Genomic DNA, 23470 nt, shown 5'->3' with positions numbered 1-23470 from the left:
CGCTTCGGCTACGCTCTGCGACCGGTCGCAGAGCGTAGTCGAAGCGCCGATTGCTCAACTCCCCAACTTTATTTAGCTTTGTGGCTCAAAAAAACAAATCTTGCGCTACCCATCCTTTCAATTGTTCAACCCTAAACATTTCAGCTCCTTCCGCTTGTTACAGACGGCGGCCTTCGGCCTACTGCTGGGACGAGCCTGGCAGCACCTGTTTTGGGATGCTCCGTACCGCGAGTTTTTGTGGGATGAATATTGGATGAAAGACCTGGTCTCGGTGGTCTTTGGGTTGAGCTGGTCGGAATACGTGGGCAACCCCCTTTACGATGAACGCATCCGGCTTTTTTCGCAAGGGATAGGCTGGTTTTATTTGCTTAGTGCTGGGGCGGCCTTAAGTATTAAATGGTTTCCTCGTTTGGCCCGCAGCATCTTAACTACCGCTAGTGGGGCATTGTTAGTGCTGGCCTTGGTCGTTTGGAAAGAATACGGCTGGCAGATCGGGCAATTGCTTGAGTACAGTCTGCAGTGGACTACTCCATTGTTGTTGGCAGTGTGCAGCAAAGGTTCCATTCCCGAATACTGGATTCGATATGGGGCCAGAGCTGCCATTTCGGCTACTTTTATTGGGCATGGTCTGTACGCTTTGGGTTATTACCCGATACCTGGCAATTTTTTGGAAATGACCATGCGCTCGCTGAGCATCGGTGAAGACCCGGCGCGGCAATTTTTGTTTTTGATTGGTGTATTGGATGTATTGGCAGCGCTGGGAGTGCTCTGGCCCAAAAGGTTTAAAACGGCGATTTTTTCCTATCTGGTTGCTTGGGGATTGTTGACTTCGCTGGCACGAGTGTGGAGCTATTTCAGTTTCGATTTTTTCGAAAACTGGTTGCAAATGTGGGTGTATGAGTTGCTCATTCGTTTTCCACATTTTTTGGTGCCTTGGTTCTTATGGAAGAAGGAGCGTTGAAAAGAAGTTTCACTTAATGCGACGGTCACTTCGGCTTCGCTCAGTGACCGTCGCGTTAAGTGAAACTTCTTTTCAACTAACCCTACATGGCCAAAATACCTGCCATTTTAATCAATTGATTGTTAATGGTTCTTGCGGTAAAAATGGCATCGTGCAAGGGTGTATAAACAATTTCATCGTTGACAATACCTGCCATCACATCCGCTTTGCCTTGTACCAGCCCTTCCACGGCGGCATGGCCCATGCGGCTGGCCAACATGCGGTCGAGGTGGCTGGGTGCTCCCCCACGTTGCAAGTGGCCGATCACCGCTACCCGGATGTCAAATACACCAGGCAGCCTTTCGTTGACCTTTCCGGCGATCTCATTGGCGCTCCCCAGGGTACTGCCTTCCGCAACAATGATCAAGCTAAAGAGTTTTTTGCGTTTGGCGCTGCGTTGAAGAACACCGACCACGTCTTCGATGCTCACGCTGATTTCGGGTGTTACCACACTTTCTGCACCACTACCAATGCCAGTGTGGAGGGCAATGTAACCCGCATGACGGCCCATTACCTCTACAAAAAAGACCCGGTCGTGGGAGTCGGCAGTATCGCGAATTTTATCAACAGCCTCAATGGCGGTGTTTACTGCGGTATCAAAACCAATGGTGTAGTCGGTTCCGTACAAATCATTGTCGATGGTGCCTGGCAAACCAATGAATGGAATGTTGTGCTCCTGCGCAAATATGTTGGCCCCAGTAAAAGTACCGTTGCCACCAATAGCAATGCAAGCATCAATATCAAATGCCCGCAGCGATTCGTAAGCAGCTTTGCGGCCTTCTGGAGTCATAAAACGTTTGCTCCGCGCCGTTTTGAGAATGGTTCCTCCCCGGTGAATAATGTTGGCCACGTCCTTGCGTTCCAAGCGTTTAAAATCGCCGTCAATCATGCCTTCATAACCACGAGAAATACCATAAACATGTAAGTCGTGGAAGGAGGCGGTACGAACCACTGCACGAATAGCCGCGTTCATCCCCGGAGCATCTCCTCCCGAAGTGAAAACGGCAATGCGTTTAATGTCTGTTTTCATCACTTGTAACTACTTGTTGGGTTATCCGTTTGTCCTGTGCGTTAGCGGCTCAGTTCGTGAGCGCGATGGAATTGCACTAGAGTGTCAATGGGCTTCAAGATAAACACTCCCGGCTTCATTCCGCGTTCTTCCAGAATAATTTTTACAATATCCTGAAAGTAGTAGGCTACCGAACCAATGAAATGAATCGGTAGATTGAGGTGCCCGGGGTATTTGCGCACATTGCGATCAATGAATTCCGCAAAGGATTGGTAAATGAGTTTTTGGATAAAAAAGTGGTTTCGGAACTCGCCCAAAAATTTGGTGAAAGAAGCGAGATATACATTTGGTTGCGGCTTACTGTAGATGTTGTCCAAAATTTCGTCCTTCCCGCCCGGAACTTGAGCTTCCAATGCTTTTTCAAGATCGGGCGGTAATTCGCGGTAAAAATAAGCCCTGATTAATGCTTTGCCCAAATGGGCACCGCTGCCTTCGTCCCCCACAAAATAGCCGAGGTTGGTCACATTGTCCGTCACATCTTTGCCGTCAAACAAGCAGGTATTTGAGCCCGTCCCGATGATGCAAGCGATGCCAGGATCACGTCCACAAGTGGATCGAGCCGCCGCCAATAAGTCGTGTTCCACCTCTACGAGGGCATTGGGGAACAAACGACGAAGGGCACGAGCAATTTTCTCTGCCTTGGCATGGTCCCACACTGCGGTACCATAATAATACATGGCAGAAACGGTCGACAAGTCCACCTGGTGCTTGTCCAATTCTTCCTTGCTTTTTTCGTAAATCAAATCCTCGCTGTGGTAAAGGGGATTGAAACCCATGGTGTGCAGCAAAAGTGCTCCCTCATCGGTTAAAAGCATCCAATCGGTCTTGGTCGATCCACTGTCGGCTACAATGATCATAGGTTTCAGAGCGGTTTAAAGGCTGTTTGTTGAATGTATATTTTGTAAAAGTAGTGTAAAAGCTACACTAAGTAAAACTGAGAGAATATTTTTTAAGCCACAAAAAGTTTTATAAATAGTTTGCACGGGAAAAAAATTGTTTTAATTTTGTTGACACAAAAAATGTTAATTGCCATGAAGCAGCACAATACCCGTCCAAGTCATTTAGGAAATTCAGCATTTCTACAAGAAAATCAACTGTTTGCGTGGGTGAACCGCAATTGGTTCAACGCCATCTTGCTTTACCTTGCGGGCCATCTTTTGTTTCAAAGGGACCTCAGCTTGCAAATCAATATGGATGGCGCCGATGAAAAAAAAATGGCTCTGGCACCTCTGGCTACCCGCACCAGTTTGGGAAATAACTTGAGTAGCCAGCAAGCAGTATTCGTACCAGCCATCAACATCAGCCAGTTGGTCAAAAGAAACCTGCCAAAGACAAGCAGCAAGGCTACAACAACAGAAGAACCTACTTTTAGTGTATCCAACTTGACACCCGCACTCAATGCCAAAAAGGGTGGGAGAGGGGACTTATCCGAAAAAGGCCAAGCTATGCAAGTTTATATAGATCGGTATGCTCCCGCAGCCATTCGGGCAATGAACAACTACGGCATCCCAGCCAGCATTACCTTAGCTCAAGGTTTGTTGGAGTCGAACGCCGGAGAAAGCAAACTGGCCCTGGAATCCAACAACCATTTTGGCATCAAATGCCGGCGCAAATGTAAAGGTTGTACTTGCCGCAACTACACTGACGACGATGTATACGATATGTTCCGGGTATTCGATTCTGCGTGGGAAAGTTATGAGGAGCACTCTATTTTGTTGACTAGCCCCCGTTACGAGCACTTACAAAAGTACGGCAAGGATTATAAGAGTTGGGCTTACGGTTTGAAACGGGCTGGTTATGCTACAGATAAGACTTACGGACAAAAACTGATTCGACTCATTCGCAATCTGAATCTCGATCAATACGATAAGTAATGTGCTAATATGCTGATGGGTTAATGTGCTGATTGCTGATGAAAGAGAAGCGTATCTTTCTAGCACATTAGCACATTAACCCATCAGCACATTAAATTTATCTTTTAAATCCTTCCGGCACTTTGAAGTCTTTTTGAAAGATCGACCAGGGGACTTCCTTGTATTTCCCCGTACCAAAATAGGAGGAAATCATCAAGAGTTCTTCGGCATCCCGGTAACCTGGAATGGGTTGAATCATCTCCATGTTCTCATCCAAAAATACCAGCGAAGGAAAACTCAAATGGCCACGTAACAATTCTTCAGCCAATTCGTGGTGACCACCTTTAGAGCTGCGCACATAGCGAAACTCTTTTCCTTTGTATTCCAGTGGTTCCTTGGATTCTGCATCCAATTTGACCAGATAGTAGTTATCGTTGAGGTATTTGGCAAGGTAGGAGTTGCTGAACGTTTCAGCGTCCATTTTTTTGCACCAGCCACACCAATAGGTAAAAACATCCAGGAGGATCTTTTTCTTCTCCTTTTTATTCAGCTCAACGGCTTCTTCCCAACTTACCCAATTGAGGGTTACTGCTTGGCTACGGGTGGGGGTACGCGGGGTTATACCTTTTGCGGTAACACCTGTTTTTGGTGTAGTCCCTTTTTTTAGTAGCAATTGTTCCTGCGCCCTTGCTGCCGTAATAGTTAAGCCAATCATCAGTACCATAGCGAAACACACTCCCAATCTGCTCATTTCAACAATGTTTGTTTTCTCTGTAAAATTAGTAAATGTTGGCGAGCCATCCATCTACTGTAAACTAAAGACAAAAGTAAAACACTTTGGTCACCGGATTTATGCTCTAAATTGTGAACCTTAAAATAAGTTTAACTTCTGTGAATATTCCGATAAACTTTCAATTCGTCCAAGCCCAAGGCCATTTTTTTTATGGGAATGCCAGGGATTACAGGAGCTGAGATACCTTCTTCCAAAGTATTTTGTCCTTCCAAAACTCTGGCTTCATCCCATAACTGAGCAGCAAGGATGCTTTCAAAAATTTTTGCACCCCCTTCAATCAAAACCACCCCCAATTTGTATTCCGTCCATAAAATGTGCATTAGTTTTTCCCAAAAATTGGCATCAAAGAGCAATTGCAGGTACTGAACCTGTCCCAATGCCCGTGCTTTGGGTATTTGCTCCGAAACGATCAAGGTCTTTTTCCCGTCTAAAAAAATGTTCAGGTGCGGTGGCAAGCTCAAGCTTCGATCCAAAACAATCCGCAGGGGGGATTTGCCGAAATAATGTCGATTGTCTAGTTGTGGGTCATCCATTAGTGCAGTAGTGGTACCTATTAATATAGCGTCGGCTTCACTCCGCCATCGGTGCACCAAACGTTTACTCGGTGCCTGGGTAATCCAAAACTGGCTGCGGTCCAACGGAGCAAAATACCCATTGCGGGTAAGGGCCATTTTTAGAATAATGTAGGGCCTTTGCTGGCTCACTGCAACGTTGCGGGTAGCAGCCAACACTTTTCCTTCTTCTTCCAGTATTCCCGTAATCACTTCAACGCTGTGTGCCCGGAGTATTTCGACCCCTCGCCCACGGACATCCGGAGTAAGGTCCAAACAAGAGACAACCACTTTTGGAATTTTCTCCTGAATGATTAAATTGGTACAGGGCGGAGTTTTGCCGTAAATGCAACAAGGTTCAAGGGAAACATAGAGCGTGGCCTGGGCAATGAACACACGATTTTTTTCTGCTACCGATGCCACTGCATTGACCTCAGCATGCGCGCCCCCATAACGCTGGTGGTAACCTTCGCCTATAATTCTACCACGGAACACCAAAACTGCCCCCACCATTGGGTTTGGAGAAACCGACCCTGCCCCTAGGCGCGCCAAATCGAAACACCTTTTAATAAAGAAAATTTGCTCTTTTCCCATATTTTTTTGTGCTTTTGCTGCATTACGACAAAGAAAAATCTTGCCTTTACGTAAATATTGTTGAATAAATGTTATCCATTTTTTGATTTTGTTTATCTTTAGAGCTGTAAATACCAGCCCATTGAACAAAGAGAACCAGCTCTTGGATCGAACAGCCCTTTTTTTTGTCGAAAAAACTTGCTAACTTCCTTAAACCTAGAACATACAACTTTCAGTGTCAAGGTGTGCAACCCCTTGAAACAAACAGGCTTACCATTCTATGCCTTATTTTGAATAACTAAAATTTTGAGAGCGTGCTTTACAAAGTTAAATTGAAAAACGCAGAAGAGTCGGTCCTTCTGGACGACAAAATCTACGAGTTTCTTACCACCGATCCGTATCTTGTTAAGGTAGATTTCATTAACAACCTACGGCGTCACTCCAGCGGCTGCGCAGTTTTCCAAAAAACCTGGAAAAAAGCGGATGGAGGGTACAAAACCGAAACCATTTATCTGCACAAAATTATTGCAGAAAAGTTTCTGGTAGATACCAAAGGTGGTGATAAGAACTTGGTAGGTGCCAAAAACGGCAACAAATTGGATTGCCGAATGGAGAACCTCATTTATCGATCCCGTTCCGTAGCGAGCCGAAAACGGAAAACCAGCAGCAAAGTTGGCTATACCGGGGTGTATAAAGAGAATAATCGCTACCGGGCAGTCATTTCCGTCAATCGAAAATCAGTACACATTGGTATGTTTGCCTCGGCTGAAGAAGCAGCTCTGGCTTACAATAAGATGTCACGAAAACTATACGGTGATGACGGTAAACTCAATGCCATTAAATCATCGAGAAAAGGAGAAGAGGAGACCCCTATCGACCTTTCTCAAGTCATTGAAGTACCGAATACCGGGGTAAAGTCCAAGAGGGGGCGCAAACCAAAAAATTACGTTCCCTAACTGAAAAACGCGCCTGAATGAATAGACATCACTTCAGGCGCGTTCTTTTATGGCCTTGGTCATTTCGCGTTTACCGGGAGGCCCAGGCATTCGCTCAACTGTAAATCCTACTGCTTTGAGCGTTCGTTTAAATTCTCCTTTGGCACAATAGGTCACCAAAACTCCACCGGGCCTCAAAGCATCGTACATTTTTTGCATGATCGGTGCCGTCCACAATTCGGGTTGTGCACTGGGCGCAAAGGCGTCGTAATAAATCAGATCAAAACGAGGAGAAAAATCCAGATCTTCCAAATTCCCCAAATTTTTCAATAACTTGAAATAAGTGGTAAGAGTCACTTCTTCCCCCCAAGGCATGCTGTGCATCTGTTCAAACACTGCTTTTAACTCAGCGTCATTTTCGTCGATCAGTTGAGGATAATTCAGGCTTTGGGCAGCAGGTATTGAAATAGGAGAACCTTCAATGGCTTCGTAATACACTTCCACCGGGCGATTGGCCATTTCATGGAAAGTAAGCAAGGCATTAAGGCCTGTGCCAAATCCCATTTCCAGAATTGATAGTTTTGCTGGTGTATTCAACAGCAACGGGTACAAGCCAGCCTGGATAAAAACATGTCGGGATTCGGTGATGGCACCGTACTTGGAATGGTAAGTTACCCCAAAGCGAGAGGCAGTAATGGAGTGCGAACCATCTTGTGTTACGAAGATTTCATCATTAGCTGCGTCATCGCTCATTGGTGTAGTAGCTACAGAGATAGATTAAAAAAACAGCGCAACAGCGGTTTTGATGGCTTCAGTAACCAGGTCACTAAATGAAAAATTGGATGGGCAACCATAGCCCCGATTGCATGAAAATGTGAGCGCGAGCACTGCACAAGCCAACAAGATGTTCTGAGATTTTTTGATTTGGATTTTCATATGTTCGGTCTATTAGCAAAAAAATGAATGTACAATTTGTCCAAACAAACGCAAAGGCATTTGGTTTTATTTTAGCGACTTGTAGTGTGGCAAAAATAAGTGCTCATTTTTATTGAGCCAAAGGAATAGATAAGGCACTTTAAATGAATCGCTTACTTATCTATTCCTTTGGCAAAATGAGCACTTATTTTTTTATCGCCCCTTTGCTTTTCGCTACAAAAGTAGAGATTTTTTCTATTTTTGCTGCGCCTAATTCAACATTGCAATGGGCACAAGCTATAAAATTGACAAAAACTGCATATGAGTAGAGAACTTGCGCTTCGTGATGCACTCAGAGAAGCATTGATAGAAGAGATGCGCCGGGACGAAACCGTTTTCCTGATGGGAGAAGAAGTAGCCCAATACGATGGTGCATATAAAGTGAGCAAAGGTATGTTGGATGAATTTGGTGCAAGACGGGTCATTGATACTCCGATCGCCGAGCTGGGCTTCACCGGTATTGGTGTAGGTGCGGCCATGAATGGTTTGCGTCCAGTGATCGAGTTTATGACCTGGAACTTTGCCATCCTGGCGTTTGACCAAATCGTCAACAATGCCGCCAAAACCCTTTCGCAGTCGGCTGGTCAATTCAACTGCCCGATCGTTTTCCGGGGTCCCTCGGGCGCTGCTGGTCAGTTGGCCCAACAACACTCCCAAACTTTTGAAAGCTGGATGGCGAATGTACCTGGTTTGAAGGTCATTTCCTGCATTGATCCAGCTGATGCCAAAGGTTTGCTCAAATCGGCTATCCGTGACAACAATCCGGTATGTATGATGGAGTCGGAAATCCTGTATGGACACAAAGGGATTGTGCCAGAAGGAGAGTACCTGGTTCCGATTGGCAAAGCGGCCATTCGCCGGGAGGGAACGGATGTAACCCTTATTTCCTACAACAAAATGACCCTAGTTGCCTTGGATGCAGCTACGGAACTGGCCAAAGAAGGCATTTCTGCGGAGGTGATCGACTTGCGTACGATCCGCCCGCTAGATATAGAAACCTTGATCAATTCAGTGAAAAAAACCAACCGCTGCGTGATTGTAGACGAAGCCTGGCCATTTGCCAGCGTGTCTTCAGAAGTAGCGTATGCCGTACAAAGGTTGGCTTTCGATTACCTGGACGCCCCAGTAGTACGGGTGAGTTCAGCAGATACTTCCTTGCCTTATGCGCCTACCTTGGTAGATGCTTTTCTGCCCAACCCAAGTCGGGTAGTGAAAGCGGTGAAGGAAGTGATGTATGTGAAAGGCTAAAAAGTTAATGCTGAGGTGCTTCACCCCCATTCGGTCACTGAGCGAAGCCGAAGTGCCGGGTGGAGGTGAAGCACTTCAGCATTAACTTTTTAAATAAACCGCAGGTGCGGCTGAGAATTATCAATCACCAGTATCTCCATAATATTATCCCGATTCAATACACCAATCAACTTCCCACCTTCAAAAATCGGGGCAATTTCCACGTTTTCATCGGTCATTTGGTCGTATACATCATCTAGCGGCATTTGGGGTTCCAGGCGTAAAATGGTGTGATTCATCACTTCACTTAGGTTGGCTTCCTTGCCGAAATGCCCTAGCCCTTGGATCATTTCATTGCGGGTCAGGGTGCCCACCACCTGTTCATTTTCCAGTACAATGAATTCCTTTTCCTGCCCATCCAATAAGAGGCGAACCGCGGTACCAATGGTATCGGTACTTTGCAAGGGGGTGAATTGGTGCATGATGGCGTCTTGCACCTTGTATTTGGACAAAGCGGAGCGGGTCGATTCGTAGTTGCCTTCAGCTCCTGCCCCCAGGTAAATGAACACGCCAATAAATACCAACCAGATATTGCCACTCAAACCAAATAAAACCAGGCCAATTGCCAACAATTGCCCAATCCGCACAGCAATATTCGTGGCTTTGTAACGCCCATATTTCATGGCCAGTAAGGCCCGCAATACCCGTCCGCCATCCATTGGAAACGCTGGAATCAGGTTGAAGGAAAACAACATGACGTTGGTGGTAAACAAAGAATAGATCATGTTGTCGTTGCTGACCGGGCTCCACCAATCAGAGATTGCGGGCACGTGGCCTGTGGCGGCCAACAAGATCAAAAAAACGATGGCCAATACAAAATTGACTGCAGGCCCCGCCAAGGCAATCAGCATTTCTTGCCAGGGCTTTTCAGGAATGTGCTCCATGGCCGCAACTCCACCAATCGGAAGGAGGGTAATGTGATTGGTTTTGACGCCAAATCGTTTGCCCATCAAGGCATGGCCAAATTCGTGCAGGAGCACGAATAAAAAAAGCAGTACGATGAAGATGAACCCATTCAAGCTGTCTTCGGAACGGTTGATGGTGCGGATTCCGGCTACAAAAACACCGAGGAGCAACACAATAAAAGTCCAATGCAAAAACACGTCAATGCCAGCAATTCTGGCTATTTTAAGCGACCATTTCATGGCGAGTGAGGTTTTGTAATGTGATTTCCGCCCAAAAGCGACCTCAAGTTACAAAACCATCCCCATGCATTACTGTTCTTGGGGTATTTTCTTTATGAGGCGCTGATCGATTAGGAGTTGAGCATCTTTGGCATCCTTCTTAAACTCAATGCCTTTTTTAGTAAATCCTCTTTCCTTCAACTCATCTCCAGCCTTGTCCAAAAACAGCGGATCCTCTAGTTTTTGATAATGCCTCATGGAGTCGATGCTTTTTACCGCACCGTTGATGTCGTTTGCTTTGATCTGGGCAATGGACCGATTTCTCAAGGCGACGGTATCGTGCGGCTTTGTGTCCAAAATTCGATCGTAAAGTTTGATCGACTTCCGGAAATCCTTTGTCTTGGCGTGTGCATTGGCCAATGTCATGGTGGCCATCGATTCTGCATTGGCTTTTTTGGTGGTTTTGGCAGAAATGCTATTTGCTTTTATGGTTTCTTGATAAGCTTCATCGGCTACCGCTACCGCCCCAGGAGCATCGTTGCCCACCAATACTCGGGAGGCAATGATTAGGGCAGCCTGTTTGATACTGGCCTGGAAATTGCCCTGGTCTCTAAACTGCAACATACTGTCCAGTTCTTCTTGTTGATTCTGGTTGAATTGGGGCTCATAAAAATTGAGTTCAATTTCACTGTTGTCAAACACCCGACCCCAAATGACCATTCTGGCTCGGCATTTTTCAATCATGGCTTTGGCCACCGACAAGTCTACCGAGCCTTTAATTTTGAATACCAAAGCCGCATCTCCCTTATACTGATTGCGGGCAAAAATGCCGTCAATTTGCTCCACCAATAATTGATCAGTGATAGAATCCTTTGGATTGAGGGTGGTGAATTGAAAAACCGCAATCGGATAATCGGCTTTTTTATCAAATGCAGGGCAAGTAAAGGCCGGAATGTCCACTACCTGAGTCGTATCACCTGGAATTGGATTAGGATGAATTGGATCTGTTTTTGGTGCTAACCCTCGCACAACAAACACTGCAACCAGCGTCAACACTGCCCCACCAGCCGCATACCACCACCAAACCTGGCGATTGGGTCGAGGGATGGAAGAGATACCCCGATCAATTTGTTCTAGGATTTCGAGTACTTTATTGATGGCTTTATTGTTGGCCAAGCGGATTTGATCTTCGGTCAGCAAGCCCTGAAGTTCCTTTTCCTTGATTTGGTTGAATTCACTTTGGGCAACCTGTGCAGCACGGTAGAGCGGAGAATATTGATCAATTTGGCTTTCCAAAAAAGCGACCAGCTGGTCCAATGCTTCATCGACCTTCCCCTCAGCAACCAATTCTTTAATTTCAGTTTTCATAACCAATATTTTTGGAGCTTAATCGTCATCCTTTACAATTTGATGACACTTTAAAGGTATAACTCGTTTTTGGCAAAAAGTGACGTAAAATAAAGGATGTTTCACAAACTCTTAACTCAAGAATAGTGAAACTATCCGGAATTGTTAAGATTTTTATAGAACTTTAATCAATTCGCTCCGTCATGAAAATTAATGCACTACTGCTCTCCCTCTTTTTGCTTAGCCTACTTGGCCTCCATTCTTGCAACAAATCTGGTCAAAGCTCCCTATTGCTGGGGCGTTATGGGCAGGTCCAAAAGTTGCTTCTACCCAATGGCTGGTCACTTACCCCAATTGGAGAACAACTTGAATTAGGGGATTTGCCACTGAATATGATGCTTTCAAGTGACAAAAGTCGCGCCATCGTCAGCAACAACGGGCAATCCAAACACAGTTTGATGTGGATTGATACCAAAACGCGCAAAGTCCTCCACGAATTGGACATTCCCAAAGCCTGGTATGGCCTGGCTTTGAGTAAAGATGCCAAAACACTATACGCTTCCGGTGGTTACGACAACCAAATCCGCATCTACAACATTGACAACGATCACCTGAAACTGCGCGACAGTATGGTTTTGGGCAACCGTTGGCCTAGGGGAACAGCCTCTCCAGCGGGTATGACCCTGTCTAGTAATGAAGATCGTTTGTATTGTGTAACCAAAGGTGACAGTTCTTTGTACACCTTTATGGTACAGAACAAACAGATAGAAAAAAAGATCAAGCTCAAAGCGGCGGCATATACTTGTATCTTGGCGCCCGATGGTAAAAAACTATACCTCTCGATTTGGGGCGGAGCCACCATTGCGGTGTACAATCCTGAAACTGCAAAAATTGAAGCCGAAATCCCCGTGGGTTCACACCCCAATGAAATGGTTTTTAGCAAAGATTCCCGCCATTTATACGTTGCTTGTGCCGACGACAATGCGGTTTCCGTCATCGACCTGCAATCTGGGCAAGTGGTTGAAACCATTGTGGCTGCCCTGTACCCCGATGCCCCCATCGGCTCAACAACCAATTCAATTGCCTTGTCCGAAGACGGAAAAATGCTGGCTGTAGCCAATGCCGACAACAATTGTTTGGCCTTGTTTGACGTGAGTGAAGCGCGTAAAACCAAGTCTCTGGGCTTTGTGCCTACGGGTTGGTATCCCACTTCCGTACGTTTTGTGGGTGATCAATTGTTGGTGACCAATGGAAAAGGTCTGACCTCAAAAGCCAATCCCAAGGGCCCCAACCCTTACAAAGCCAGAACCAAAGACACCGAATACATCGCGGGATTGTTCAAAGGGACTTTGTCTTTTATTCCCATCCCTACATTGGAAGAATTGCCCGCGTTCACCAAATTGGTGTATGGCAATACCCCCTATCGGAAAAACAAAGAAATGCAGACCGAAGGGGAAACAGGCAACCCCATTCCGCGTAAAGTTGGTGATCCTTCGCCCATTAAATACGTGTTTTACATCATCAAGGAGAACCGTACTTACGATCAGGTCTTTGGCGACATGAAAGAGGGCAATGGAGATCCTTCCCTCTGTCTTTTCCCCGATTCGGTTTCACCCAACATGCATAAACTCGCCCGCGAATTTGTCTTACTCGACAATTTTTATGTGGACGCTGAAGTAAGTGCTGATGGCCACAACTGGTCGACCTCGGCCTATGCCAATGACTATGTAGAAAAAACCTGGCCGACCAATTATGGAGGACGAGGTGGGGCTTACGAATACGAAGGCTCCAAAGAAATTGCCTGGTCAAAGGGGGGATTTTTGTGGGACAAATGTAAAGCAGCCGGACTGAGTTACCGCAGCTATGGCATTTGGGCCGATTATGGGCATACCTATATGCCTAACCTTAAGGGACATTTGTGCACGAAATTCGCTGGTTACAACCTTGCAATCCAGGATATTTTGCGTTTTGAGCGTTGGAAAGCCGATTTTGACTCCTTATCGGCCATCAATCAGGTGCCACGCATGAACTTCGTGCGTTTTGGCAACGACCACACGGCGGGCGCTAGGGTAGGGGTGCCTTCCCCAGCTGCCATGGTGGCTGACAATGATTTAGCCGTTGGCCGTTTTGTAGAACACCTGTCCAAAAGTAAAATCTGGAAAGAATCGGTCGTTTTTGTATTGGAAGACGACGCTCAGAATGGCCCCGATCACGTTGATGCGCACCGCTCACCCTGCTTGGTCATTAGCCCATACACCAAGCGCAAACACGTGGAAAGCAGTATGTATTCCACCTCCAGCGTACTACGTACCATGGAATTGATCCTGGGTTTGAGCCCGATGAGCCAATACGATGCCGCGGCCAAGCCGATGTATGCTTGTTTTACCAAAAAACCTGACTTTAGTACTTACGAGGCCAAAAGCAACCAAATCAGCTTGACGATGCGCAATACCATCGACGATTATTGGTCAAAACTCTCGTACTCGTTCGATTTGGAAAAAGAAGATCGAGCGCCCGATCTGGCCTTTAACGAGGTGATTTGGAAAGCAGTGCGGGGTAGAAATTCCAAAGTACCTGCGCCACGCAGAAGTGCTTTTGTCATTCCGATCCAGGGTGAAGAAGAGGAGGAAGAAGAGAAGTAATAGGTAGCATTCTGGCTCCAGACAAGGCAGCGCATTAAATGGAACAACCATTTGATGCGCTGCCTTGTTATACAAATATTAACAATTTGTTTGTACTATTGAAAAAATTTAGTGCGTTTTCTGTAAACTTGCTGAAGATTTTTCGTCTAAGTTTTGTATTGTTTTACCCAAAAAATCAAAAAAAATGCGGAAGATATTGTTCCTACGCGTGTTGCCACTGTTTGCGGTGGCTTCAATGCTCTCCCTAAATTCCTGCGCGGTTATCAATCCAGTTTCTGGCAAAAAACAACTGCTCGTCATGTCCGAACAGGAAGAAATTGCCCTGGGCAAAGCCTCCAACCCACAAGTGCTCGCCGAGTTTGGTTCTTATGATGACCCCAAACTACAGGCTTTCATCAATCAAAAAGGCCAAGAAATGGCGAAAATTTCCCACCGCCCCGTTTTGCCATTCTATTTCAAGGTGGTTGATTCGGATGTCGTCAATGCCTTTGCATTACCAGGTGGGTATGTCTATTTTACCCGGGGCATCATGGCCCATTTTAACAATGAAGCTGAATTTGCCGGAGTTTTGGGCCACGAAATTGGCCACGTAACTGGCCGGCATGGCGCTTTGCAGCAAAGAAGCCAGATTTTGAGCAGCCTTGGTTTGATCGGGGTACTGATTGCGGTACCCGGTGCTGCCCAGTTTGCCGAGCCATTGTCCCAAGGCATGCAAATGTTGTTGCTCAAAAATAGCCGGGATCACGAAAGCCAATCCGACGAACTGGGGGTACAATACTCCACTAAAATCGGCTACGATGCCAAAGAAATGGCTGGCTTTTTCAGCACCATCGACCGTTTGAGCGGTGGTCCCGAGGGCCGGGTGCCCAACTTTTTGTCTACGCATCCCAATCCCTTGGATCGTTTCAAAAGGGTAGGGGAGTTGGCCGAGGCCGAACAGAAAAAAACCAACAACTTCAATTTGGCCGTGAATCGCGATAAGTATTTGCGCATGATCGACGGGCTTGTGTATGGCCCAGACCCCAAACAAGGGTATGTCCTCAATAACGTCTTTTACCATCCGGTGCTCAAGTTTCAGTTCCCAATCCCTGCAGATTGGCAATTGCAAAACACACCCCAGCAGGTCGTGATGGCCCCCAAGGATGGCAAAGCAGCCATTATTTTCAATTTGGCACCTGAAAAATCCTTGCGTGAAGCGGCTAGCAAAACCATCAGCCAGGATTCGTTGAAACTGATTGATTCGCAGAATTTGACAGTCAACGGTTTCCCAGCCATTGCGATGGTTGCCGAACAGACAACCCAAACCCAACAAGGCACCCAAACCTTGCGCATCAACATTTATTGCATTCAGTACGACAACAACATCTACCGCTTCTACGGCATGGCCACAGCGGCGGATTACAATACCTATGCCCTGACCTTCCAAAACACCTTCAAAAACTTCCGAGAACTGACCGATCCAGCTAGGATCAATGTCTATCCTGAGCGGGTAAGCATCAAATCTGTGAGCCGTACGGCTACGTTGGCAGATGCACTGAAGAGTTTCGGGGTTACCGACAAACGCCTGGAAGAGCATGCAATTTTGAATGGCATGAAACAGAAAGATCAGGTTACAGCAGGGATGTTGATTAAGGTAGTGGAGCAAGGGAGTAAGTAATCAAAAAATACTGTCTTTAGAGCCTAAACATAAGTTGTTCTGAATTTTGATCATTTTTTTGCAAAAAAACCAATCAAAATTCAGAACAACTTATGTTTAGGCCAACTACCAACATAAAAACAAATCAGCGATAACACAACTATACGCCCCCCAGGGGGGTTAAATGGGTAGCGATTTTGTTTTATACAACAGATTTTGCATCCATTTGCAGTCTGTTTATTCCTATTCCATGCTACCAAATGAAGCAACAAAAAAAAGCAGACCACTTTTAGTCAAAATTGGTAGAGGGATCATTGTGCTTTTGTGCTCCGTGTTGTTGTTGCTTGTCGTGTCGCTTTTGCTCCTCCAAACCAAAGCAGTTCAGGATTTCGCCAGAAAAAAAATTGTCACTTACCTAGAACAAAAACTGGGTACTACCGTAGCCATCAAACGCCTGGATGTTACTTTTCCCAAGATGTTGGTCTTGGAGGGAGTGTATGTAGCCGATCAAAGCAAAGACACCCTGCTGGCCGGTCACCAATTGAAAGTAGACATCGACCTGTATCAGTTGCTCAACAATCGGGTCCAAATCAATGAAATCGTTTTAAAGGGCATTACGGTGAAGCTTAAGCGACCAAAGCCCGATCAACCGTTCAATTACCAATTCATCGTAGATGCTTTTGCGAGTGAGGAAGAAACGCCCGTGGAAGACAGCACCGCCCTGATTATGGCGGTGAAAAAAATGACGGTGGACAATACCCACCTGATCTATTTGGATGTACTCACGGGGAATGACGTAGATGTGCAGTTAGATCATGCGCAATTGAGTATGGCCCATATCGATCCAAACAAACTGGAATACGAGGTGCCCCGCATTGCCATTCGTGGGTTAAGGGGTAGAGTGGTCCAAACTACTCCTCTGGAAATTGTTGCGATCAATACGAATCCAGATGCGGAGATGGCCAATGAAAAACCGGAATACATCAAATTTATAAATCAGGAAACGCGCTTACAAGACGTAGATTTCGCTTACAGCAATGAAGCAGCCGCTCTACAGACAAAGTTTAACTTCAAAGACCTGCAAGTTTTTCCCAAAACCATCGACCTGGAAAAAAACCTGATCGCCCTCCACAAACTGAAACTAAGCGATTTTACAGGCCGCATCGATCTGAATGCCAAAACCGAGACACAGGCAATCAAACTGACCACTCAAAATAAGCAGGAAGTACAAACAGCATACTCGCCTTGGAAATTCACCACTGACCTGGTCCGCCTCCAGAACAACAACCTGATTTACAACGACAACACCCAAGTGCGCCAGCCGCGTGGCATGGATTACGCCCATTTGAAGTTCCAAAACCTGACTCTGCACGGCAACAATTTTTTGTACAACCAAGATACCATCGCCCTCAGAATCACCAAAGGGCAAATGTTGGAAGGCAGTGGATTTGCACTACAGCAATTACAAGCAGACTTTCAGTATACAAGCCGTGAAGTGCGTTTGGAAAAATTATGGATCAAAACTCCCGGTTCCAGCATCCGGCGGAGAGCCATCATCAGCTATCCGTCCATCGCCGCGATGCAAGAAAAACCAGAGCTAATGGGTCTCAATTTGGACATTCAGGATAGCCGTATCCAGGTAAAAGACCTCCTGACTTTTGTGCCTTTTCTTGCCGATCAACCCGCCTTCAAAAACCCCGCTGCCATCTTTGAACTCAATACCCGCATGTGGGGCAGCCTGGTGCGACTAAATATCCCGGAATTGCAGTTCAGCGGTTTTGAAAATACCCAGGCCGACCTTTCCGGAAGCATCCACAATGCGACCGACCCCGATCATTTTTCAGTGGACCTCAACATTCGCCAATTCAGCACCAGCCGCAATGACGCCCTGCTCTTTGTGCCACCGAATAGTATTCCCGACAGCATTACGCTGCCGGAAATGATGTCACTAACCGGAACAGTAAAAGGCAGTGCTGCAAACCTGGACGCCGACCTTGACTTGAACACGCCTTTGGGTAATGCCCAAGTGAATGGAACCGTCAGCAATGCCGCCCGTTCCCAAAAAGCGGTCTACGCTGGCACCATTGCCGTACAAACCTTGCAGGTAGGCACCATCATCCAACAGCCGGAAACGATGGGGCCGCTCAGCGCCAATTTTACGGTGGAAGGAAAAGGGTATGATCAAAAAACGGCCAATGTGCAGCTTAAAGGGGCCATCACCAGTCTCCTTTACAACAAATATACCTACCGCAATATTCAGTTGGATGCCACTTTGGACAGGCAACAGTTTGACCTACGCGGGGGCATGAAAGACCCAAACCTGCATTTTACAGTGAATGCCGAAGGGGAATTAGGCGGAGCTTACCCTTGTTTTGCGGCGACGCTAAACATTGACAGCATAAAAACCGGCCCACTGCACCTGACCACCGATCCAATCGTTTACCGGGGCCTTATCCAGGCGGATGTTCCGGCCCTCAATCTGGATAGCCTGAATGGGCACGTGTATTTGCTCAATTCCTTGTTGGTCAGCAACGATCAACGGACGGCTATTGATTCCGTCGAGTTGGTGGCCACATACGAGAACGGCCAACAGTCGCTGAATCTGAGCACCGATTTTGCCCGGGCCAGCCTCAGCGGCCAATACAAACTCACCCAATTGGGAGACATTTTTATCCAGGCCATCCAACCTTATTACGCCATCATGGACAGTACCAGCGCTGACAGTGCCCTGGTGTATGATTTTACCCTCCAGGCCGCCCTGATCGATCATGTAGCCCTCCAGGCTTTTTGGCCCGATTTGGAGCGCATGGATGACCTTTCTTTGGATGGCCATTTTTCCAGTAGTACAGGTTGGAATGCTCATTTGAGCTCACCCTATATTGCGTATGGGGCCAATCGAATGGTCGGACTAGACCTAAACGCAGAAACTCAGGGTGATCACATCCGTTTCAACACCATTGTAGCGGAAATCGGCACAGGTGAAACCTTCGTTGTACAAAGCACCCAGTTGAGGGCCAATATTGCCAACAATCAGGTAGATTTTGCGCTGCAGATCGGCGATCAAGACAAACGCGACAAATACCGCTTATCCGGGCTTTTTGCTCAGGAATCTGGAGGATTTTATACCGTGTCGCTTCATCAAGATAGTTTATTGCTGAATTACGAGCCTTGGTCCATCGAGGCCGACAACCAGATTCGCTTCAGCACCACTCAGGTCAATGCTCAACATTTTAATTTAAGCAAAAACAATCAACACCTGACGATCAATAGCCGAGACAACAGCGCCAACAGCCCGCTGGAAATCTTGTTTGAAAAATTCCGCCTGTCCACACTCACCGGGTTCGTGCAGGTGGATTCTTTGTTTGCCGAAGGCACGCTCAACGGAAACATTGTTTTGAACGACATCATTACGCAACTAAATTTTACCACCGACCTTACCATCAGCGACCTAGCGGTAGAAGGAGATACCATTGGCGACATCAATGCTAAAATCAGCAATCCTAAGGCCAATATTTTTGCTACCGACATTAGCATCAAAGGACAGGGCAACGATCTGGCGCTCACCGGTAACTACTTCCTCAAAGCGGACGACAAGAGTACGATGGATTTTAATCTAGCCATCAAAAGCCTGCAATGGAACACCCTCGAAGGCATCAGTATGGGCGCCATCAGGAATGGAAAAGGATACCTGAAAGGCAATGTAAAAATTGGCAATAAACCAAGTTCCCCCGACATCGCTGGTCAACTTGGTTTCAACGAGACGAGCATGGTCATCACTATGCTCAACAGTGAGTTTAAGATTGACAATGAACAGATCATCGCGGTAGAAAACAAGGGGCTACGCTTTAATTCCTTCACCATCCGCGACTCCTCCGAAAACAGGCTCACCATCAATGGTGTAGCCAACACGACCAATTATTTGAACTATAACTTTGACCTGAGCTTGCAGGCCAAAAATTTCAGGGCACTGAACACCTCTAAGAAGAACAATGACCTGTATTACGGCCAGGTCTATTTTGATACCAATGTAAAAATCACGGGCACCGAGACTGCACCAGCGGTAGACGGCACCCTACGCATCAATGAGCTTACCCGCCTGACCGCGGTGGTACCACAAGAACAGCCTGGAGTAGTTGAACGAGATGGGATTGTGGTTTTTGTGGACAAAGATGCCCCCCTGAATGACGCTTTGTTTTTGATCCAAAAAGATAAACTTAACCAAACCAACCTTCGTGGAATGGAGGCCTCGGTCAATATTGAAATAGACAAAAAAGCGCAACTGACTTTAATCATCGATGAAGGCAACGGAGATTTTCTTCGCCTTCAGGGTGAGGCAGTGCTGAATGGTGGCGTAGACAAAAGTGGAAAAATAACCCTTACCGGGTCTTATGAATTGGAAGAAGGTGCCTATGAGATGTCCTTCAATTTACTCCATCGGCGTTTCAACATTCAAAAAGGAAGCAAAATCACCTGGATTGGAGAACCCACCAATGCCGTGGTAGACATCACAGCGGTATACGTGGTCAATACCTCTGCCTTTGAACTGGTGCAGGATCAGATTACTGCGGCCAAAACCGACCTGCGTTACCACCAGAAATTGCCCTTTGCGGTACACCTGAACATGGATGGGTCATTGATGCAACCGATCTTTACCTTCAACATTGTGTTGCCAGAAGAAAGTACGGTACGCATTGACAATCAAATTGCTGGACAGGTAGAAATGCGCCTGAATCAACTAAAAGCCGAACCTTCTGAACTAAACAAACAGGTATTTGCCTTGCTCTTGCTGAACCGATTCATCTCGGAAAACCCGTTTGAAAGTGCAAACGGAATCCTCAATGCCGGTACCCTGGCACGCCAGAGTGTCAGCAAGATGTTGACCGAACAACTGAACAACCTCGCCAATGGTTTGATTGAAGGGGTAGACCTCAATTTTGACATCGTTTCTTCCGAGGATTATACTTCGGGCAGTTTGCAAAATAAAACTGACCTCAATGTTGGCCTCTCCAAACGTTTGTTGAACGACCGCTTAAGCGTTTCCATCGGAACCAACCTTGCACTCGAAGGTGGCCGTCAAAGCAATGAAACCAATGCGGGCAGCAGTAGTGCTTCGCCCAATCTGAATATCGAATACCTCCTTTCTCAGGATGGAACTTACCTGTTGAGGGCCTATCGCCACAACCAATATGAAGGGGTAATCTATGGTTATGTGATCGAAACCGGGGTTGGTTTTGTCCTTTCGGTAGATTACGACCAATTTAAAGAGATTTTTGAGCGCAGAAAGCAAAAGCGCAAAGCTACCAAAGAAAGAAAAGCAATAGAACAGTACAACACCCCTCCAGAAAAACCTGCCAATCCGCCTACGAACCAGAAAGAAGACCTGGATCCCGCTTTTATTGACACCTCCAGAAAGCTTGAAGATGAAGAATAAGCTCATTACCCTCTGGCTCTATTTTTCCATGACATCACTAGTCTTGTTGCTGACTGGCTGTAACGTGACCAAATTTGTTCCCGAAAATGACGCATTGTATACTGGCGCAAAGGTAAAAATGGCCCACACCGAGATCCCATCGAAGCAAAAAAAAGCACTACAGAACACCCTGCAAGACCTAACCAGACCGGTGCCCAACAGCCGGGTTTTGGGAGTACCCTTTAAATTATTGATGTACAACCTGGGCAGTAAAAAAGGCCTAGGTGCCTGGTTGCGTCGCAAATACGGTGAAGCGCCGGTTTTGCTCAGCGAGGTAAAACTGGGTCGCAACGCTGGGATATTGGACAATTACCTCGAAAACCGGGGCTTTTTTCAAGTAAAAGTGCAGGGAGACACTACGGTGAAGGGCAAAAAAGCCAGCGCCGAATACACGGTAGCTACTGGACCGGAATATAAAATCAAAAACATCACGTTCCCCGCCGATAGCGGTATCCTTGAAAAAAGCATCCGCGCCACGCAGTCCAAAACGCTTTTGGTACCAGGAGCTCCTTTTAACCTAGACCTCATCAAAGGTGAAAGAACTCGCATTGACATTGAGCTAAAGGAGTTGGGTTTTTACTTCTTTAGCGGCGAATACCTCCTGATCGAAACCGATAGCACCATAGGCAATTACGAAGTTAACTTATACCTTCAGGTAAAACCGGAAACGCCTGCTGAAGCAAGACATACTTACCATATCAACAACGTTTACATTTATCCCAATTACAACCTCTCCACCGTCAGCCCGGATACCAACCTGGCCAATGCCGAATTGTATCGGGGAGGATATTATGTCATCGACTCTTCCAAACTCTTCCGGCAGCGTGTTTTTGAACAAAGTATGCAATTTCTGCCGGGTGATTTGTACAGCCGCAAGGACCACAATACTACCCTCAGTTGGCTAACCAATCTGGGGAGTTTTAAGTTCGTAAAAAACCGCTTTGAACCGGTACTCGACAGTACCAAATTAAACGCATTTTACTACCTCACTCCCTTACCCAAAAAATCCTTGCATGCAGAACTTACGGGCACCTCAAAAACCAATAACCTCGTTGGTTCACAAGTATCACTAGGATGGCGGCACCGCAATATTTTTCGAGGTGCTGAACATTTGGCAGTGAATTTATTTGGCAGTACCGAGGTACAGGTCAGTGGCAATTTTGGAAAATCAAATCCGTATAGGGTAGGAGGGGAGATCACCCTCAGTATCCCTCGCTTTGTGGTTCCTTTTTTGGACATTCGGGGGCGTAGTGATTTCGTGCCGCGCACCAACCTTCAACTGGGCTATGAATTGTTAAATCGCCAAAATTTATACACCCTCAACAGTTTTCGCGGCAACCTGGGCTATACCTGGAAAGAAAACCTGCAAAAAGAACACCAGCTCAATCCCTTTACCTTCAATTATGTAAGGCCACTGTCGATTGCTAAACAGTACCTCGATAGCATCACGAAATACCCTTCGCTGGCCAAAATTGTAGAAGAGCAATTTATAGTCGGTGCCACTTACAATTACAACTACAACGAACTCGCTGGTTCCAATCGCCGGACGGGTATTTATTTCAATGGGCTGTTGGATATCGCGGGCAACATTGCTGGTTTGGTGAATGGCTCCAACTGGAAAAACGACGAGGTGGGTACCTTATTCGGGGTGAAATTCGCCCAATTTGCCAAAGCAGAAGTGGACTTGCGCTACTACAAACGAATCGACCAGCGCAGCCAATGGGTCAACCGCCTGATCGTGGGCTTTGGCTACCCTTATGGCAATAGCCAACAACTTCCCTTTGTCAAACAGTTTTTCTCAGGAGGAAACAACAGTCTGCGGGGTTTCCGTAGCCGTACGGTTGGCCCCGGGCGTTATACTCCGCCCAATCGCGACAATCCGGCAGTATTGTTTTTACCCGATCAGTCGGGTGACATCAAGTTAGAATTCAATTCCGAATACCGACCCAAGTTGTTTAGCATTGCCGAAGGGGCTTTGTTTGTCGATGCCGGAAATGTATGGCTCTTGAATGAAGATCCCCTCAAACCGGGTGCAAAATTCAGCAGCAATTTTTTGAAAGAACTAGCCATCGATGCGGGCTTTGGCCTCCGCCTTGATTTTACCATCTTGTTGCTGCGCCTGGATTTCGCTTTCCCCCTAAAAGTACCTTACCTCGACAAAATTCCCAACAACAACATGGTGTTTAACCTGGCCATTGGGTATCCTTTTTGAGAT

General features: G+C 46.5%; 16 protein-coding genes. 8 read left to right on the top strand and 8 right to left on the bottom strand.

Annotated features, from left to right (window positions below; translation table 11 throughout):
- Positions 1 to 100 precede the first annotated feature (100 nt).
- Positions 101 to 961: a hypothetical protein gene (locus tag ACEW9O_RS21795; protein ID WP_373552319.1), complete on the top strand. Its 861-nt coding sequence runs from the start codon at positions 101 to 103 to the stop codon at positions 959 to 961.
- 82 nt (positions 962 to 1043) lie between these two features.
- On the opposite strand, the gene pfkA is transcribed toward ACEW9O_RS21795, so the two are convergent.
- Complete coding sequence (pfkA, locus tag ACEW9O_RS21790) at positions 1044 to 2030, bottom strand: 6-phosphofructokinase (protein WP_373552318.1); 987 nt, start codon at positions 2028 to 2030, stop codon at positions 1044 to 1046.
- A 41-nt stretch (positions 2031 to 2071) separates the two neighbouring features.
- Positions 2072 to 2926, bottom strand: a complete 855-nt coding sequence (locus tag ACEW9O_RS21785; protein ID WP_373552317.1) for a hypothetical protein — start codon at positions 2924 to 2926, stop codon at positions 2072 to 2074.
- A 174-nt stretch (positions 2927 to 3100) separates the two neighbouring features.
- Between ACEW9O_RS21785 and ACEW9O_RS21780 the strand changes: the two genes are divergently transcribed.
- A complete protein-coding gene (locus ACEW9O_RS21780) occupies positions 3101 to 3943 on the top strand; it encodes a glycoside hydrolase family 73 protein (RefSeq protein ID WP_373552316.1) in 843 nt (280 codons plus the stop codon).
- Between the two features lie 97 nt (positions 3944 to 4040).
- Here ACEW9O_RS21780 and ACEW9O_RS21775 read toward each other — a convergent pair whose 3' ends face one another.
- Both ACEW9O_RS21775 and ribD read right to left on the bottom strand, forming a co-directional pair.
- Entirely contained in the window at positions 4041 to 4673 is a 633-nt protein-coding gene (locus tag ACEW9O_RS21775; protein ID WP_373552315.1) for a thioredoxin family protein, read from the bottom strand.
- A gap of 131 nt (positions 4674 to 4804) precedes the next feature.
- On the bottom strand, positions 4805 to 5860 hold the full coding sequence (gene ribD, locus ACEW9O_RS21770; protein WP_373552314.1) for a bifunctional diaminohydroxyphosphoribosylaminopyrimidine deaminase/5-amino-6-(5-phosphoribosylamino)uracil reductase RibD: 1056 nt from the start codon (positions 5858 to 5860) through the stop codon (positions 4805 to 4807).
- 293 nt (positions 5861 to 6153) lie between these two features.
- Between ribD and ACEW9O_RS21765 the strand changes: the two genes are divergently transcribed.
- Positions 6154 to 6795 carry a hypothetical protein gene (locus ACEW9O_RS21765; RefSeq protein WP_320028131.1) on the top strand — a complete coding sequence of 214 codons (642 nt, stop codon included), beginning with the start codon at positions 6154 to 6156 and terminating at the stop codon, positions 6793 to 6795.
- 33 nt (positions 6796 to 6828) lie between these two features.
- Here the strand turns inward: ACEW9O_RS21765 and mnmD are convergent, their stop codons facing one another.
- Both mnmD and ACEW9O_RS21755 read right to left on the bottom strand, forming a co-directional pair.
- Positions 6829 to 7527 (bottom strand): tRNA (5-methylaminomethyl-2-thiouridine)(34)-methyltransferase MnmD, encoded by a 699-nt coding sequence (mnmD, locus tag ACEW9O_RS21760; protein WP_373552313.1) that lies wholly within the window; start codon positions 7525 to 7527, stop codon positions 6829 to 6831.
- A 24-nt stretch (positions 7528 to 7551) separates the two neighbouring features.
- Complete coding sequence (locus ACEW9O_RS21755; protein WP_373552312.1) at positions 7552 to 7710, bottom strand: hypothetical protein; 159 nt, start codon at positions 7708 to 7710, stop codon at positions 7552 to 7554.
- Positions 7711 to 8010: 300 nt separating this feature from the next.
- Between ACEW9O_RS21755 and ACEW9O_RS21750 the strand changes: the two genes are divergently transcribed.
- Positions 8011 to 8997 (top strand): pyruvate dehydrogenase complex E1 component subunit beta, encoded by a 987-nt coding sequence (locus tag ACEW9O_RS21750; protein WP_373552311.1) that lies wholly within the window; start codon positions 8011 to 8013, stop codon positions 8995 to 8997.
- A gap of 89 nt (positions 8998 to 9086) precedes the next feature.
- On the opposite strand, the gene ACEW9O_RS21745 is transcribed toward ACEW9O_RS21750, so the two are convergent.
- Positions 9087 to 10181, bottom strand: a complete 1095-nt coding sequence (locus ACEW9O_RS21745) for a M50 family metallopeptidase (protein ID WP_373552310.1) — start codon at positions 10179 to 10181, stop codon at positions 9087 to 9089.
- 69 nt (positions 10182 to 10250) lie between these two features.
- A complete protein-coding gene (locus ACEW9O_RS21740) occupies positions 10251 to 11528 on the bottom strand; it encodes a hypothetical protein (RefSeq protein WP_373552309.1) in 1278 nt (425 codons plus the stop codon).
- Between the two features lie 182 nt (positions 11529 to 11710).
- Here ACEW9O_RS21740 and ACEW9O_RS21735 point away from each other — a divergent pair, with 182 nt between their 5' ends.
- The 4 genes from ACEW9O_RS21735 to ACEW9O_RS21720 all read left to right on the top strand — a co-directional run bounded on the left by ACEW9O_RS21735 (position 11711) and on the right by ACEW9O_RS21720 (position 23467).
- Positions 11711 to 14149, top strand: coding sequence for a bifunctional YncE family protein/alkaline phosphatase family protein (locus ACEW9O_RS21735; RefSeq protein WP_373552308.1), 2439 nt, complete (start codon positions 11711 to 11713; stop codon positions 14147 to 14149).
- Positions 14150 to 14333: 184 nt separating this feature from the next.
- The gene (locus tag ACEW9O_RS21730) at positions 14334 to 15806 is read left to right on the top strand and encodes a M48 family metalloprotease (RefSeq protein ID WP_373552307.1); all 1473 of its coding nucleotides are present in this window, start codon (positions 14334 to 14336) and stop codon (positions 15804 to 15806) included.
- A gap of 229 nt (positions 15807 to 16035) precedes the next feature.
- A complete protein-coding gene (locus ACEW9O_RS21725; RefSeq protein WP_373552306.1) occupies positions 16036 to 21216 on the top strand; it encodes a translocation/assembly module TamB domain-containing protein in 5181 nt (1726 codons plus the stop codon).
- The gene (locus ACEW9O_RS21720) at positions 21206 to 23467 is read left to right on the top strand and encodes a BamA/TamA family outer membrane protein (RefSeq protein ID WP_373552305.1); all 2262 of its coding nucleotides are present in this window, start codon (positions 21206 to 21208) and stop codon (positions 23465 to 23467) included. Before ACEW9O_RS21725 ends, ACEW9O_RS21720 begins: the two co-directional genes overlap by 11 nt.
- Positions 23468 to 23470: the final 3 nt, after the last annotated feature.

The organism is Haliscomenobacter sp., from assembly GCF_041740695.1.
Taxonomy (GTDB): Bacteria; Bacteroidota; Bacteroidia; order Chitinophagales; family Saprospiraceae; genus Haliscomenobacter.
The sequence above is the reverse complement of the archived record's forward strand: the minus strand, read 5'-3'. Positions and strand labels throughout refer to the sequence as shown.